Below are 16,035 nucleotides of genomic sequence, written 5' to 3' on the forward strand. Positions count from 1 at the left end.
TTAAATTGAAATCTATAGAGAGCGGTGTTTTATGGAACGTATACATCTTTTAAGCCCAGAATACAACAAGCGAAACTTTTTACATCGGCCTTCATTACAACAATTGAATTCAAGAATAAAGTCGGAAATTTCTAATGCTTCCAAGGGTACAGTGTTCTTTTACGACATGAGCGAGGTCGATGGCATTAACGTATCGGGTGTTGATGAAATAATAGTAAAGGTTGTTTTATGGATGAGGGATAATGCTAAGACGCACGATAAGTACCTCTTTCTTGACAGTTTGAACTTAGAATATGATCATGAATACAATATTGGGAGTTCTTTGGAAGGCCTCAAAGATTGCATCATGGCGAGGAAAGGTGCCGACCACTTACTTCTCGGCCACTTAGGAAAAGTCCTTAAAGAGGTCTTGGATATCGTATATGAAAAGAAAAAAATAAGTGCAAGGCATCTGTCTGATGAGTATGGGAAAAAGTTAAACCTCGCTAGTACACAGCTGTCTGAATTATATAATCTTCGTCTAATTGCTCGTGATGAAGTTTTACTGGAAGAGGGCGGAAGGCAATATATATATAGAAGTCTTTTTTAAATGGGCTCAGAGAGCTCTTTTTAAAAAAGTTGGTTTCAAAAATAAAATTGAAAACTCATGGAGCTTAAAATGCTCCATTTTAAATAATGTGGTTTCAAAAATAAAATTGAAAACGAAAGGTGTGCTTAAAATGAATAAAAAAAATCAACATGTAACTCCTCATCCAAATGGAGGATGGCAGGTTAAAGGGGCAGGGAATTCTCGGGCAACGGTAAGATCAGAAACACAAGCTGCAGCAATTACAAAGGCTACACAAGTTGCGAAAAATCAGCGTTCTGAAGTGATAATACATCGTCCAAACGGTCAAATCAGAGATAAAAACAGTTATGGGAATGATCCATTCCCACCACGCGGGTAGAGATTTTAAAGAGACATTCGATATTGATCCTCTCGATTCATGCTACAGGAGGAATATGGAAATGGAGTATAGAATAGCTATTTATAAATATGGTCATAAAGTACAAGGAAGATAGCCAATGTCAATTAATAACAAGCGGTTTTTTTATAATTCGAACAATGACTGGGTACCAGTTCACGAGTGGTTTAATTTTTTTATTAAGACCGGCTTCTATTTTTCGACACAATCAGAACAAAATAGAAAATCAGTGATGAGTATTTCTGTTCCGGCTACACATTTTCTCCCGTCTTTACTTGCACTTGGCGTAATAGCTGGAATTATCGAGTCTGTACCCCATGACAGTTTGCTTCATAACCATTTTTCCGCTCTAGTCCAGTTAAAGGTGGGTACGCTGGTACGTTTCCGTGACGGTGGCAGACAAAAAATAGCTAAATTTATGGGTGTTAAAGTAATTAATGATGAAACCCGACTAATTATTCAGTCACAAAACCCTCGTGCTGGTGGGTTAGTAGACTATGTACCCAAAAAACGCGCATTTGATATTAGTGTGAGTAATAATCAACATCTTCAAATACCAAACAATCAGGTCGGAAGAGTAGAAGAAAAAGGGTCTGCTTTCTTAGATTCATTGTTTAATAACGTAGATAAGCAAGTATTTCGGTTTTCAGATCCAAAAGTATGCTTAATTGGTAATAAAGATACTTTGGAGGTCGAAACAAAGGAAACCCCATTTGCAGTAATATCTGGAGATGCTTTTAATATCGGTTACCTTAACGAAATACTGAAAATTCGACAATTTCAGGGAGCAACTGATACTTACCAATCTGAAGTATTTGCTTCACAGTCAAAAAACAGTGATGTAATCTTGCAGCCATGGACGGTAATTATTTATTGCAGTGCGGTCAGCTACTTGAACTGGTCTCATAAATTTCCGGATAATAATTCTATCATTCTTCTTGATCGGTCGGAAACCCAATATCCATTGGCGATTGACGAAATAAATAATAGATATTTAGAGAACATGCACTGTTTGGAAACAGTACGACCGAATTTGTCTGAGATACCTCAGGGGATTGAAATCTTAAATTGGAAGGAAGATCGACGATGAACAAACTGGAAACTATGAACAGTATGTTTGAATTATCACAACGTTACATGCTGAATTTCCATGAAATTTCGTCAAGTTCATTGTCTGTTTTTTCAGTCATGCTGTCGCAGTTTGAACGGATGTTAAATGAGGAAGCTAGGGGAGATGCATGTATCTGCGAACTTGTAAATGATTTAAGGAGGTTCCGCTTTTATGTAACGGCAAGCCCTTTGCCTTTTATAAATTCGCAGGATCAGTTAGATCGTTTAAAGTTAAAGCGTCTTGCAATACAATGTGGTTTATTGTTTCCAAATCTCAAAGAAGCTACGATAAAATTAGTTGATGCTAGTATTGCAGTCATTGAATCCAATGAGAAACCAATTTTGGATTTTCTTAACGATCGGGTACAGGATGGCGTTTACACAGGATTAGTAGTAAAGGTGGCAAAAAACGTAGACTTGGTTAGTCGGATAATACGAGAATCTCTATCATCTTCTGTTACGGTTGTCAGTCCATTAGCTTTGAAGCAAGGCGCATTCTTTGAACAAATAATTATTGTCGGTCCACCTCATTGGTACCCGGAGCATTTGTACAATTGTCCCCGAGCTCGCTCAATTGATACTGTTACTTATGCATGGCAACAATGGAGTCATAATACAAGCCCCCATTTAAGTKGGGGGGACTCCAGGTTATCGACTCTGTATGCCGGCTGTACAGTTACGGAACAAAAAAACATTACTAAGTCCACCAATAAAATAGCAATTGATCAAATAGATAGAAACTACTTGGTACTAGAAGAATCCATTTTGAGAACATCTAGTAACCATGAAAAGCCTAATCAAGTAGCAGCCACTTTGGTGGCTTTAGCAGGTGGTAAGTGTATTTTTTTTGAAAAACATACTATTAGTAATATATGGGTTCTCGCCTTTAATCAGGAGGAGAAAGTTACACGACTCCCCGTACAACAACTGGATACGGAATGCTATTTACTTATTCGTACGGGTACTGAACGGGATGTGATACATCTCATTGCCGATAAACTACTGGGTGTGGAAGCTCCTTCTATTCGTAATAGACATAGTGAATGGAAAAAAGGTTTGCAGAAACTTGTTTATAAGTACGGCCACGATCGAGTTATTCGTGAGTTGCGGAAAAAAGGTTCATCTAGAGCAAACTACATAAATTTACGAAATTGGATGTCTGAGGACAATATCAAACCACGTGACCGTGAAGACTTCTCTGCAATTATCAATATATTAAAATATGGCGAGCGTGAAACGAGCTTATGGAAAGAAGCAGAAATATTGGCGAAGTGTCATCTTCAGGCAGGGACTGCCATCAGACAACAGTTGTTGAAGGTAGTAAACCAGGCAGATCTCTCTAAACTGGAACTTGAACATACTATGGTCTTCCCTTTACCTGGAGCTGAAGAGGCTAGTTTTACATCCTTTAAAGTGGAATATATTTTCAATAAAGATTTTTATGTAGAAGAACATAAAACTCGTATACTTTTAGATTTGGAAGGGGCGTAGGCATTATGAAAACTGAATTACAGAAAAACATGGACAACAGGGATTTACTGTATGATGCGTTGAGAAGGGAATTTATCGGCCCATCAGTAGCAACCAATAGCACGCCGATTAGTTGCCTGTCTGATATATTATTGCAAAATAAACAGGATCTTTACAAGCCGTATAAAAGCAAGGAGACAGGAGAAGAAATCTTACATGAACATCCTACTAGACGATACGGGGCAGCAGTACTTTACCCTAACGGGATTGGTCGAGATGAAAATGAAGATCACCAGGTAAATCCAATGGCAGATTTGGATGCTGTAGAACTCGTAAACTGTAAAGAGCTTGAGATAATTGAAACGCGTAACAATTCTTCTAATAAAGTCGATGAGCAATCGGAACTCGATATTTCTTCTGCTAATGACTATCAACAAAGCAGTATGGCTGTGAGTTTTCGGGCCTTCTTTGAACATGGTTCTGAACTCAGAATCTGTGTGAGCGGCGGACGATATTATCCAGTGAAAGTACGGATAAACGGGGATAAAAGGGATAGAAAATGGTGGGTTCGTTCTCCTGTTAATTTTAAAGTAACATGTGCGGCTGAACAGTTAAATGCAGAAGGTCAAGTTTTGACCACAGGAAATATCATCGAAGCCACCAATACGGATGGGTTAAATCTTCATTTGCAAATACTCTCAAGACCAATTCAAGATGGAAGCCGTCTAGTGACTGTCTGCTTGGTTAACCGCTCAGATTGTGAAGGTAACACAGCGATTGATAGTGTTTGTTTTTACCAATCACAATTTACAGTAAACGTTTTTCATCCAAATAAGTTAAATGAAACAATCGGAATCCTGCCGTATCCTGAAGTAGTGGATTCTATGGTAACTGATGAAGAGGAACAATCATTAGCGTTATTATATCGGTCCATGAAAACATATGCTATAGGACATGGTTGCTCAGCAGATTGGGATGTATCAGGAGATAAAGTTGGAAGCGTACGTAGTGAGTTTCTGCCCTCCCATGAGACAAAAAGTATGACACCCGATATAAAACGTGAGGATGGTTCCGCTATCGAAGTTTCTATGCGGACTCTAGCAGGTTTCGACTCCACAAGTAATTTTGGTTTTAGAGAATTGGAGGAAATAATATCCTTATATAGGGAATGGGTTGAGAAGAAACGAAAAACAATACCAGTGTTGGATAAACATCTACGTGAAGTAGCTGAAAGAAACTTGCGTCTTTGTTGTGAATGCGGGGATAGGATGGAACAAGGGCTCAATTACCTTAAAAATAATTCGGAGGCTTTTAGGGCTTTCCAATTGGCCAACCATGCAATGCTGCTCCAGCAGAAAACTGGTACAGATGTCCGGGAATCAGAAGTTACCGAAAGTGGCATTCTTTTTAGCAGACCTTACATTAATCCGGACATTGTTAACACAGACAAGGGTAAATGGCGTGCATTTCAAATTGCGTTTATTCTGATGTCAATTGAACCCACTGCTAATTTCTTTTCCGATGAGCGCGAAACTGTCGAATTGATTTTTTTTCCGACAGGTGGGGGTAAAACAGAAGCATATCTAGGATTAGCAGCATTCTCCATGTTCTTACGCCGATTGAGAGACCCTTATGATACAGGTGTCCAAGTACTCATGAGATATACATTGCGGTTGCTAACTGCAGACCAATTTCAAAGAGCATCGAGACTTATCTGTTCTATGGATTATATCCGAAAGTTAAATGAGAATGATCTGGGGGAAGCTTCATTTTCAATTGGCATATGGTTGGGAACTGATACAACTCCCAATACGCACAAAAGTGCATTGGTTGATTTAAAAGCATTGAAAAATGGAACAAGCGAAGATAATCCGTTCCTGGTTCGTTCTTGTCCTTGGTGTGGAGCACAAATGGGGAAAATACCGGATAATCGGAAAATTGAGAACGGTCGAAAAAACGAACGAGGTAAGAAAAAAAGCATGCAATACAGCATTAATGGCTATAAAGTATCTGCAGGCCAAGTGGTCATTCACTGTCCAGACCGTGATTGTATCTTCAACAAGGAACTTCCTGTTTATGTAGTGGATGAAGATATTTACTCAAAAAGGCCAACTTTGGTTATTGGTACAGTCGATAAATTTGCATTGCTTGCTTGGAATTCCAAGCCTCGCACCATGTTTGGTATTGGAACGGATGGGGAGCGCTTTTGTTCTCCACCAGGATTAATTATACAAGACGAACTACATTTAATTTCAGGTCCACTGGGATCAATGACTGGTTTGTTTGAAGTATTAGTGGAAGAATTGTGTACGGACTATCGTGCAACAGTACCAGTTCGTCCTAAAATTGTCTGTTCTACTGCAACCATACGAAGTTTTGAAAAACAAGTCAAGGATGTTTATGCTAGAGAGAAAACACGGCTTTTTCCAACTCCCGGACTTGAAGCAGACGATTCATTTTTTGCTCAAAATGCTACCGATAATAACGGCAATCTGATGCCGGGGAGAAAGTATGTCGGAATTAATACACCAGGTTTGGGATCAATGCAAACACTTCAAGTAAGATCTCTTACTGCACTACTACAAGGGCCCATTGAAATGGAAGAGAAGGAACGGGATCCATGGTGGACTTTGTTAGTTTTCTTTAATAGTCTACGGGAACTGGGTACGACTGTCACGTTATTACAGTCAGATATTCCCAACCATCTTAAAGTAATCAAAAATAGAGAAGATATCGGTTATGATAAATTGCGTCGATTGAACCGGATTAAAGAATTAACATCCCGATTAACCAGCGATGAAGTTTCTGCTGCTATCGGTGAACTGAAAACGGATACGAAGCGTGGCACTGCTATTGATGTATGCCTTGCTTCCAGTATTATTGAGGTAGGCATAGATATTGACCGTCTTTCGTTGATGGCAGTGATAGGTCAGCCGAAGACCACAAGCCAATACATCCAGGTCACCGGTCGTGTAGGTCGTCGTTGGTTTGAACGGCCAGGGCTAGTGGTGACATTATACAGTGCTTCGAAGCCGCGTGATCGTTCACACTATGAAAAATTCAGGAGTTATCACGAAAAACTCTATGCTCAGGTAGAACCGACTAGTGTAACACCGTTTTCACCTGCTGTAATAGACCGCTTACTCCATGCTGTGATGGTAGGTTATGTGCGTCAATTGGGCGATACTGCTAAGGTTGACACACCGAGGCCATTGCCAGAGGAGATTTTGAACCAACTAAAAGAAATAGTAATACGGCGTGTAGAACGCACTGATCCCGAGGAACTAGAGAATGTTAAGCGCATCTTTGAAAAAAGACTTGAGCTCTGGAGAAGACTTAGCCCCGTGGATTGGTCGGGGAAAGCCGAAAACGGTAATTATCCGCTGCTACGAGTAGCAGGGGAATACGCTGATGAGCGTTCAAGTAGACTATCCTGGGCCACACCAATGTCCTTAAGGAACGTTGATGCCCAATGCCAAGGGGATATTTCAGTGTTATATAAACTTGAAGAATTGGAGGACTTAGAATAATATGGTTTATCCGATACGTAGAGCACAATTGATAGCCCCATTTGGTACGGGAGCAATGTCTATATCTAAGAATGGAATCTCAGCTATTTGTGGTGGGCTTGACCATTGGTACAAGGATAAAAATGGATCATCGGAACGGGTTGATTTATCGCAGTATATGATCAAAGAGTGGAGATTGGAGCGTTTGTTGGGAGTAGACCATTTTCGTCTCCCGCCTGATTTCCGCTATAGAGGTGAGAGTGATAATAATAAGTTTTTAAATGTACCGTTTTTAAGATTTCCACAGTGGCATTATTGCACATTCTGTGGGGATATGAAGAAGACAGAACTGACAACGAAATCCAGAGAAAAATGCACTTCATGTGAAGCTAAGAATATAAAAAAGTTTATGGTACAAGTACCTTTTATAGCGATATGTGAAAACGGCCATATACAGGATTTCCCATGGAGGGAATGGGTACATCGTTCGGCAAACCCATCTTGTACTGCAACAATGAAGTTGATAAGTACCGGTGGGGGTGCTTTGACAACTATGCAAGTTAAGTGCGGTTGTGGAGTGGAACCCCGTATGCTCAATAAAATAACAACTGCACATCCGGACGGCACGACTGATCTTAGTAAAGAGTTAGTTGGTGGAGAGAACGTATTTTATTGTCAAGGAAAAAGTCCTTGGACTGGTACAGAGGAGGGGGAAACATGTGGGTGCCACCTGCGCGGCTCTCTTCGTAGTGCTTCTAATGTTTATTTCGCTCAGGTCCGAAGTGCCATTTATATACCGGGTGAAGTAAGCAAACAAATCAATAGGTTGATTGAACTTTTCCAAACCCCCCAATATGAGCGTATTTTGAATCTCTCCAAGCGGGGTAACTTAAATGAAGATGAAGTAGTAGATGAACTTCGTGCACAATTTCGGACTGAGTTGGAATCGTATTCTGATACAGAGATAAAGCGTACACTTTTAAGTATAGAACAACGCGAGACTGTAGAAAATGAGGAACTTGAAGAGTCTTGCGGTGCAGAATTGGAAAGAGTACTACGTTTAGAGGAATACAGCGTATTAAGCGAACCTTCTGATCAAGATGAACTTAAAATCCGGCGAATTCCTCTTGAAAAATATAACAGCAGACTGTTTGATATGGAGAAGTATTTTTCCGAGGTGTTTTTGGTGGAAAAATTAAAAGAAACCCGGGTGCTTGCTGGGTTTAACCGGGTATTTAACGATCGGCCTGCAGACTTTCAACAATTGAAACACCAAATGTGGCGTAATGTACCAGATGATGCTTCAGATGATTGGTTACCCGCATACGTTGTTTATGGGGAAGGAATTTTTTTGAAATTCAATCCAGCCCAATTACAACGGTGGGAGGAACAAGACGGTGTGATTTCTAGAATTGAACCGTTGGCTGAACGTTACAGACATTTACTTGTCAATCGGCGTACCCGGGAAAAACAAATTTCACCAAGGTTTGTTATGGCTCATACTTTTGCTCATCTTCTCATGAATCAGCTTACCTTTGAATGTGGATATAGTTCTTCTTCCCTAAGAGAACGATTGTATATATCCGAAGACGAGTCACATCCTATGTATGGAATACTGATATATACAGCAGCTGGTGATTCTGATGGAACTATGGGTGGACTGGTCCGAATGGGTAAACCGGGCTATTTAGAGCAAGTTATCCGAAAATCATTAATAAATGCGGGCTGGTGTTCTTCGGATCCAATTTGTTCCGAAATTGGTGCACAAGGTCCTGATTCTTGTAACCTGGCCGCTTGTCATAGTTGTTCACTTGTACCAGAAACAGCTTGTGAGGAATTTAACCGATTTTTGGATAGAGGTCTGACGGTTGGTTTGCCAGAAGCTCAGCAGATTGCATATTTTTCATAAGATGCTTCTTATATTTCTATAGCAATCGGAAGTTGATATAATTGTTTCAGTTCTTACAGATAACTCGTATGTAGTGCGAAGATATGTTCCTTTTGGAGAAAACTTATTGTAGAAAGTAACCTATTGAGGTGGTTTAATGAAAATATCTAGGGAATTCGAAGATTGGTTAATTAGTAATAGAAACAAGAAAACTGGAAGCACATTAAGTACAAGTTCTGCATAAAAATAATCTCGAGCAATAAGTACAATTTCAGAAGTAATGATCAATATAGGTATACTTGAAAGCAACCTCTTCACGATCACTTCGTTGCACGACCTGAAGAGAATTATTGTATTTATAAAAGAAAATAAGGCCTTTATTAGCAAAAACAATACTGGACACAATATGTATAGTGTAGCACTTGATCATTATCTGAATTTTTTTCAAGATAAAGTATAGAAAGTTAGACCGAAATTGGATGCATTTTGTTTCATACAAACAAAGGGGCATTCCTAAAAAAGGGTGCCTAAACTGGTACTAGCTTCTTTTGATTGGTTAAAAACATTCTTTATACAGTTTTACTCTTGGTCCAATTTTGAATCAATGTAGCAATGTGTCATAACATTAATTTAAGCCTAGCTATAGGATGCTAGGCTTAAATTAATGATTTTAAAACTGTAATACTTCTATTCTATCATCAAGTATTACTGTAAGATATTTGTGATAATTAACGTCATTAGTATAAACACGCCATTTTGTTATTGGTTCCATAATATTGTAATAACTATCTTCATTATTAAATGCTTTAACGACTAACGCCTTTTCACACTCGATGATGACTCCAAATGATGCTGCACCGGCATAAATTATCTTTCCCTTTTGGGGAAGGAATGGAATCTCTTTGATTCGTGAGAAGGGGGATTCTTCCTTTGTCAGCTTCTTTTGTGTATATGTAACATATTCAATTCCATAATTTGCAGTTCGATATATTTTGTTGCCAGCACCCCAGCTGAACACAGAATTATTATTCCCAAAAATTTCCCCCTCGCTGTAGTTATTAAAATAAACAAAATCTCCATTTTTTCTTGAATTGAAGCTAGCAATAAAAGATTGGCCCTTATTTGAAGAACTATATATGCTAGAGAAGTTCCAATTAGCGAATAAAGAATGTTTGTCAGATAGTTTAAATATTCCTTCGTCAACATGATATAAATTATTTTTCTTATTTATGGTTCTTAAGTGTTCATAGACATCATACTCGAAAAGACCATTGTGACCAGCTGATAAAGCTACTCTTCCGTTTTTTTTGATTTTTAATGAATATAATGGGGCATCCCAAAGGCGGTTTATTTCCGTGAAAGAGTTATCTTGAATACCTTGTTGTATTAGCCCTTGGTCCAATACTGCATACATAATGTTATTATGAATTCCAATATCTGCCGGGTATTCATTTAAGGGATTATTTATATGTGAGTAGTGATATTTGTAGAGGTCTTTCTCATCTAATGATATAAAATCCCCTTCATAATCAAAAAGTAGGGAGCTCCAGTTAATAATTACGATTTCATTATTTGCGGTCCATAAATACAAGCACCCATCATAAAGATACGAGTCCCAGTAGTGTCCAGAAATAGTAATCTGTTTTTTAGGGATTATAGACATTCTACACCTTGTTTCAATTTAGATTTTTGCCTTAAGGTAATATGTCCAGAATCGTGCCATTTAGTTGTGACCGAATCAGGGACTTTATGATTAACAACAGTATAATCTATAGGGTGACCATGCCATTCCTTTGATTGTCCGCAATAAAATCGTGCAATATATAAACTTTTTCGCTCAGGTATTGTTCCTATACCTATGGCCTGAAAACCATGGTTGTATTGAAAACCCCATGCTTCTAAATTGTTGTTTTTTATGGCTGTCCAATCTCTTGTTAAGGATTGACAAAAACAATCAATCTCTTCTTGATACGAATTATTCCATACAGATTTATCGTTTGTAGATTGACCACGATGATAACCAATAATTTTATAGGTATTGTATTGATCTATTGGTATAGGTTGATTTATTAATAGTGTCATATAGTTCTCCTTGCTAAAAAATTATTCCAATTTAAAACAATTCTATGTAGATCTATAATTTCCTTCATTCAGGGTATTACCTTTTTCGATCACTTATTAAATTCAGGGAAAAGGAATCCACCGTTCCGGAATCTGTTTGGGGACAAATTGGGGACGAAAGAGGTCAATTGAGGGCAAAATACAACCATAAGAAACCATACTTGAATGGAGAAAACCCTTATAAATCAAGGCTTTAGACCACCGTGGCAAAGGCGAACAAACTAAGCTATGTTCCCGCATACAGTACATGTGTAATCTTTTTAATTGGAAAAAACAAAGAACGACCTCGGAATCTCCGAAGTCGTTCTTTATTTTTTCTGCAGAATATCTTTCGTAATCCTATGTATTAGTTTAATGTCATCAATTGTTCGATCCTCAAGAAATTGTTTATGAACTTCTAAAGCCTCTTTTTTATCAATATCATCCGATGTAATATCAATCTCGTTAAATTTGAAGAAAGCCCCAAGATCTGTATCAAGCGCGGCAACTATCTTTTCCAATGAATCAAGAGAGATGTTTCGGGCGCCTCTTTCGACATCCCCAATATACGAATTCTTTAATTGTGCCAATTCTCCGAGTTTCTCTTGAGAAAGTCCCCTTTGTTTTCGTATCATTCTTATCTGTTTGCCGATTAAGTTCCGTAAGTTCCCCAAACTAACCACCTCATTAATAGAGTAGGTTTTAATTCATATAGCAAACAGACCTACTTGAGTGTATAATGTCAATAATTACACTTATAAGTAATATGTATTATGAATACACCTTTTAGAGTGTACACAAATGATAGGGATTAAACATTATTGATTTAATTAATAAAACTACCGGAGGCGATTCCATGCACCCCATTCAAAACCAATATCAATCCACCATCCAAGAAGAAGCCACACTCACGCAAAGAATTACCCTCTGCAAAGTTTTCATCGATATCCTACTTGAATATATCTCCCACCACGCTGATTCGATTCACATCCTTACCGCTGAGGATATCATCACGACGATCCACACGATGGCTCAGGATCTCGACACAGAGCTGCTCCACGTTAGATTCGAGAAGGGGGTACTCGAGAACAAACTCCACGGGTTGCAGCTGCAAGCCGATCTCCCCACCGCCATGCAATCCAGTTAATCTTTTCAAATCGTGTGGTGGGAGAAAGGTTACATGGTGAGACGACTTATTCTTGACGAAATGAATAGATTAGTTCGAAGAACACCTGATGCCCAAATCAGGTGCTCTTTGCTTTTTATCCAGGCGTTCTCATTACGCATCAATCATTTCAACTACTAATTCTCCACACTCCCCCAATAACCGCCAAATCTCTCCCTTACATTTTCCCTAAACTTTCCCATTTACACAAAATTATCCCCTTTTAACAATCCTCTCACAATCTTTTAACTCTTTGATAACAAAGTTCCAACAACGAACACAATCATGTTCAAATGATCATAATGTTTAACACTTTGAAAACAGACATATGCACTTTCCTGTCGTACCATGGCAATAGACAGATGAACTCAGCAAATTATCGAAGGTGAATATGATGAGCAAGTGGCTCAAATTGTTGGTGAGATTAGGTCTTGTTCTTGTGATTGTAGCCGGTGCGCTTTATTATTGGCTGCGTCCGCTTTTGGTCAGAATCGAAAGCACGACGCTGGCTAGCGGCATACATGTGAAGTTCAAGACCGTAGGAACGAATGTAGAAGAGTACACGAATGAAGCCTGGCAGCCCTATTTTGCCAAGGGAATTAATATGGGGGCGACGATCCCAGGACATTTCCCTGGTGAACTGGTCATTTCAGAGGACGAGTATGAGAGATGGTTTGGGATGATTCAGGACATGGGTGCAAATGTGATTCGGGTGTATACGATCATGATGCCCGAGTTTTACGAGGCGCTTTCCAAATACAACATGAAACATCAGAAAGATCCGCTTTTCTTCCTTCAGGGCGTATGGAGCCCCGAGGAACAGCTGATTGAAGGGCAGGATGCCTTCGATCCTAAGATCAAGACGAAGTTCGAGCAAGAGATTAAAGACGCGGTTTCGGCGGTCTACGGGAAAGCGACACTTACGCCTGAGCCGCATTCGGGAAAAGCAGGGGGCACCTATACCTATAATGCAGGTCCTTATCTCATGGGCTGGATTATTGGGACGGAATGGGATCCGAAGATGGTGAAGGGGACCAACGATTTGCACAAGGACACCCCAGACTATGACGGGAAATATTTCCGGAATAAACCGGGAGCGAGCGCTTTTGAAAAGTGGCTGGCCTTGATGGTCGACACGGCGGCGCAAACGGAAATTCAGTATGGTTGGCAGCATCCCATGGCTTTCGCCAATTGGGTGACGACGGATCCGATTGCACATCCGGGCGAGCCACTCATCGAAGAAGATCTGGTAAGTGTTGATCCAACGCATATAGAGGCGGCGAATTGGGAGGCGGGCTATTTTGCCTCGTATCATGTGTATCCGTATTATCCGGATTTCTTTGCCTTTGATAAGTCGTTTCAGGAAATGACCAACAGCAAAGGAGAAGTCGATAGTTACTACACGTATCTGAATAAATTAAAAGGAGCGCATCCCAATCTGCCAGTCATGATTACGGAATATGGTGTGCCGGCTTCCTTAGGTGTAGCCCACTTGGGTACACTCGGCCGCAATCAAGGCGGTCATAGCGAGAAGCAGCAGGGAGAGATCGATACCGACTTACTGCAGCAGATTCACGGGACCGGCTACTCTGGAGCGATTTTGTTCACATGGCAGGACGAATGGTTTAAGAAGACGTGGAACACGCAACGCTTAGATGAAGCGGATCGCCGAGCGTACTGGTATAACACGTTGACGAATGAGTCCTTCTTCGGGGTACTCGGCATGTTCCCGGGCAAAGACGAAGCGATCCATATTGATGGGGACGCCTCGGATTGGAACAAGTTGAAGGATAAGACGAAGCTCGATGTGCAGGCTCCCGGGTTTGAGGAGATTTGGGCCACACAGGACGAAGGCTACCTGTACTTGCAGGCCAAGCTATCTGAGCCATTTGATCCGTCGAAGGAAAGCATCTATTTCGGGGCAGATACGCTGCCCGGTGGTAATCGCCACGGACCGGAGCTTCACGGCATGACACTTGATGAAGGATTGGAAACATTGATCGAGCTGTCGGATGAAAATAAAAGCCGTTTGACGATCGCTTCTAATTACGATATCCATGCTCGCTTGTATGAGCGTTCCGGGCTGCCGGACATCGATCCGAAGGAAAAGGTGGATGACTCAGGGATTTTTAAACCTTGGAAGCTGGCTGTCAATTATCTGCTGGAACATCCCGACTCCCGGGTTGACCACCCATTCGGGGATGTAGAGGTTGGCCTTTTAGAGAGAGGCTACAGTGATCCGTCGCGTGCTGAATACAATTCGAAGGCGATGTGGCAGGTTCAAGGGCAGGTGCTAGAAATGCGGATCCCATGGATGCTTCTGGGATTCAGCGATCCAAGCTCTCTGAGCGTGATCAACTACAACCAGCCGAGCAAGAATAAATTTGAAATGACGCACGTGAAAGGCGTTCGCTTTGTTCCGTGGATTGTGAAGAATGATGGGGTCGTTGGTCGGGACAACTCGGCTGCGGCGCAGCCGGTTCAAGTGTCCGCGATGCCGCTATACACATGGCAGGGCTGGGAAGATAAGGTGAAATATGTGGAACGGCCGAAACAAAGTTACTACATCATGAAAGAGGCGTTGCATAAGATCAACGGACCCGTTACCCCTACCGTTCCATCGAGCAGTTAAAGAAGAGGAGAGTGCAGGAGTGTACACCAATCTTAATGCAGCCATACAAGCGTTGTATGTCATTTTAGCTTTTAATCTGGTATGTGTGGTTATCATTTATGCCGTCAAGATGAGAAGTATAAGAAGGAAAAAGCTGAACGACCGATTCCAAACGAAGTTTAAGGATTACCTGACGTATGTGCAAGCGAATCTGGATGGGATAGAGCCGTTAAGAGTCCCTCCTTGGACGATGAATCCGGTGGAAAGGGAGGCGATGCAGGAGAAGCTGAATGATATGATGGAAATCTTCTCAGGCGAACAGAGGCACAAGCTGGCTCAGCTTTGCGTAGATCTGGGGCTCGTGCAGTACCATATGGAACGCTTTAATAGCCGAACATACCGGGTAAAGCTGGATGCCGCTTATCATTTGGGATGCATGCGGGTGAAGGAGGCGGTACCGAATTTACTGGACATGTTAAAGGAGCATCCGCTTAATTCGTCTCTGTTTGTGGTAGCCCGAGCAGTCGCCAAGTGTGCCCGCAGCCAGCAGGATCTCGGAGCCATGGTTCAGACGCTGCTTCAGCACAATAAGAAATGCTACGAACTGATTGTGGATATGATCGCCGATTCGGACGTGGATGCAGGTTCCTTGTACACGGGCTATGTGAGTCGTCAGGATCCAGCTTACGTCCGGATTGGGCTGATTGGGCTCAATGTCTACACCGATCCAGCAGCAGCCTCTGCGGTCTACCGTCTCATGGATTCCAAGCATGAAGACATTCAAATCAAAGCGGTGGACTTGTATCTGAAAAGCTCCCGTTTGCTGCCTAGAAACGTTGTTAGCAAGTTACTGAGTCATCCCAATCTGGGCATTCGTCGATTGACGATAGAGGCTTTGGCCGACATCAAAAGTACGGCTTACATCGAGCTGATGACAACCAGTTTGAGCGATGCCGATCAGCGAATCGTGTATGCGTCGGCCAAAGGGCTGCTCCGTATGGGAGAAGAAGGCATGGTGGCGCTTTGTGAGCGCGCAGTAGCGGTTCAAGGTGTCGAACGAGGGCAGTTCATGCAGCAGCTAATTGATGATGAGATTAAGCATCTGTCTATGCAGCTGCACAATTGGGATAAGCTCATGCAATATAACACACTGATGTACACCTATGACAAAGTATTTCACAGGTCTAAACGTATCTATCGTGTCGTATAGGAGGGTT

General features: G+C 41.1%; 12 protein-coding genes. 9 read left to right on the forward strand and 3 right to left on the reverse strand.

Annotated elements, in window-relative coordinates; genetic code table 11:
• The first annotated feature begins 31 nt into the window (after window positions 1–31).
• The 6 genes from AC1DLM_RS20745 to drmB all read left to right on the forward strand — a co-directional run bounded on the left by AC1DLM_RS20745 (window position 32) and on the right by drmB (window position 8,963).
• On the forward strand, window positions 32–589 hold the full coding sequence (locus tag AC1DLM_RS20745) for a hypothetical protein (protein WP_477571034.1): 558 nt from the start codon (window positions 32–34) through the stop codon (window positions 587–589).
• Between the two features lie 130 nt (window positions 590–719).
• The gene (locus AC1DLM_RS20750; RefSeq protein ID WP_477571035.1) at window positions 720–947 is read left to right on the forward strand and encodes a DUF2188 domain-containing protein; all 228 of its coding nucleotides are present in this window, start codon (window positions 720–722) and stop codon (window positions 945–947) included.
• 118 nt (window positions 948–1,065) lie between these two features.
• On the forward strand, window positions 1,066–2,055 hold the full coding sequence (locus AC1DLM_RS20755; protein ID WP_477571036.1) for a hypothetical protein: 990 nt from the start codon (window positions 1,066–1,068) through the stop codon (window positions 2,053–2,055).
• Window positions 2,052–3,566: a DISARM anti-phage system protein DrmE domain-containing protein gene (locus tag AC1DLM_RS20760; RefSeq protein ID WP_477571037.1), complete on the forward strand. Its 1,515-nt coding sequence runs from the start codon at window positions 2,052–2,054 to the stop codon at window positions 3,564–3,566. The genes AC1DLM_RS20755 and AC1DLM_RS20760 overlap by 4 nt, the downstream gene beginning before the upstream one ends.
• A 5-nt stretch (window positions 3,567–3,571) precedes the next feature.
• Window positions 3,572–7,075 carry a helicase-related protein gene (locus tag AC1DLM_RS20765; protein WP_477571038.1) on the forward strand — a complete coding sequence of 1,168 codons (3,504 nt, stop codon included), beginning with the start codon at window positions 3,572–3,574 and terminating at the stop codon, window positions 7,073–7,075.
• 1 nt (window position 7,076) lies between these two features.
• On the forward strand, window positions 7,077–8,963 hold the full coding sequence (gene drmB, locus AC1DLM_RS20770) for a DrmB family protein (RefSeq protein WP_477571039.1): 1,887 nt from the start codon (window positions 7,077–7,079) through the stop codon (window positions 8,961–8,963).
• Window positions 8,964–9,612: 649 nt separating this feature from the next.
• Here drmB and AC1DLM_RS20775 read toward each other — a convergent pair.
• The 3 genes from AC1DLM_RS20775 to AC1DLM_RS20785 all read right to left on the reverse strand — a co-directional run bounded on the left by AC1DLM_RS20775 (window position 9,613) and on the right by AC1DLM_RS20785 (window position 11,716).
• A complete protein-coding gene (locus AC1DLM_RS20775; protein WP_477571040.1) occupies window positions 9,613–10,605 on the reverse strand; it encodes a hypothetical protein in 993 nt (330 codons plus the stop codon).
• Window positions 10,596–11,024 carry a hypothetical protein gene (locus AC1DLM_RS20780; RefSeq protein ID WP_477571041.1) on the reverse strand — a complete coding sequence of 143 codons (429 nt, stop codon included), beginning with the start codon at window positions 11,022–11,024 and terminating at the stop codon, window positions 10,596–10,598. Before AC1DLM_RS20780 ends, AC1DLM_RS20775 begins: the two co-directional genes overlap by 10 nt.
• Before the next feature lie 347 nt (window positions 11,025–11,371).
• The gene (locus AC1DLM_RS20785; protein ID WP_477571042.1) at window positions 11,372–11,716 is read right to left on the reverse strand and encodes a helix-turn-helix domain-containing protein; all 345 of its coding nucleotides are present in this window, start codon (window positions 11,714–11,716) and stop codon (window positions 11,372–11,374) included.
• A 182-nt stretch (window positions 11,717–11,898) separates the two neighbouring features.
• Here AC1DLM_RS20785 and AC1DLM_RS20790 point away from each other — a divergent pair, with 182 nt between their 5' ends.
• From AC1DLM_RS20790 to AC1DLM_RS20800, 3 genes are all read left to right on the forward strand, one after another.
• The gene (locus AC1DLM_RS20790; RefSeq protein ID WP_477571043.1) at window positions 11,899–12,189 is read left to right on the forward strand and encodes a hypothetical protein; all 291 of its coding nucleotides are present in this window, start codon (window positions 11,899–11,901) and stop codon (window positions 12,187–12,189) included.
• 409 nt (window positions 12,190–12,598) lie between these two features.
• A complete protein-coding gene (locus AC1DLM_RS20795) occupies window positions 12,599–14,839 on the forward strand; it encodes a hypothetical protein (protein ID WP_477571044.1) in 2,241 nt (746 codons plus the stop codon).
• A gap of 19 nt (window positions 14,840–14,858) precedes the next feature.
• Window positions 14,859–16,028 carry a HEAT repeat domain-containing protein gene (locus AC1DLM_RS20800; RefSeq protein WP_477571045.1) on the forward strand — a complete coding sequence of 390 codons (1,170 nt, stop codon included), beginning with the start codon at window positions 14,859–14,861 and terminating at the stop codon, window positions 16,026–16,028.
• Window positions 16,029–16,035 lie beyond the last annotated feature (7 nt).

It is taken from the genome of Paenibacillus sp. 01T442 (assembly GCF_056398345.1).

Excerpts from the sequence above, each read along its gene's own strand:
- AC1DLM_RS20745 (WP_477571034.1), top strand. The coding sequence starts at position 32 with ATGGAACGTATACATCTTTTAAGCCCAGAATACAACAAGCGAAACTTT.
- AC1DLM_RS20780 (WP_477571041.1), bottom strand. The coding sequence starts at position 11,024 with ATGACACTATTAATAAATCAACCTATACCAATAGATCAATACAATACC.
- drmB (WP_477571039.1), top strand. The coding sequence starts at position 7,077 with ATGGTTTATCCGATACGTAGAGCACAATTGATAGCCCCATTTGGTACG.
- AC1DLM_RS20765 (WP_477571038.1), top strand. The coding sequence starts at position 3,572 with ATGAAAACTGAATTACAGAAAAACATGGACAACAGGGATTTACTGTAT.
- AC1DLM_RS20790 (WP_477571043.1), top strand. The coding sequence starts at position 11,899 with ATGCACCCCATTCAAAACCAATATCAATCCACCATCCAAGAAGAAGCC.
- AC1DLM_RS20775 (WP_477571040.1), bottom strand. The coding sequence starts at position 10,605 with ATGTCTATAATCCCTAAAAAACAGATTACTATTTCTGGACACTACTGG.
- AC1DLM_RS20755 (WP_477571036.1), top strand. The coding sequence starts at position 1,066 with ATGTCAATTAATAACAAGCGGTTTTTTTATAATTCGAACAATGACTGG.
- AC1DLM_RS20750 (WP_477571035.1), top strand. The coding sequence starts at position 720 with ATGAATAAAAAAAATCAACATGTAACTCCTCATCCAAATGGAGGATGG.
- AC1DLM_RS20795 (WP_477571044.1), top strand. The coding sequence starts at position 12,599 with ATGATGAGCAAGTGGCTCAAATTGTTGGTGAGATTAGGTCTTGTTCTT.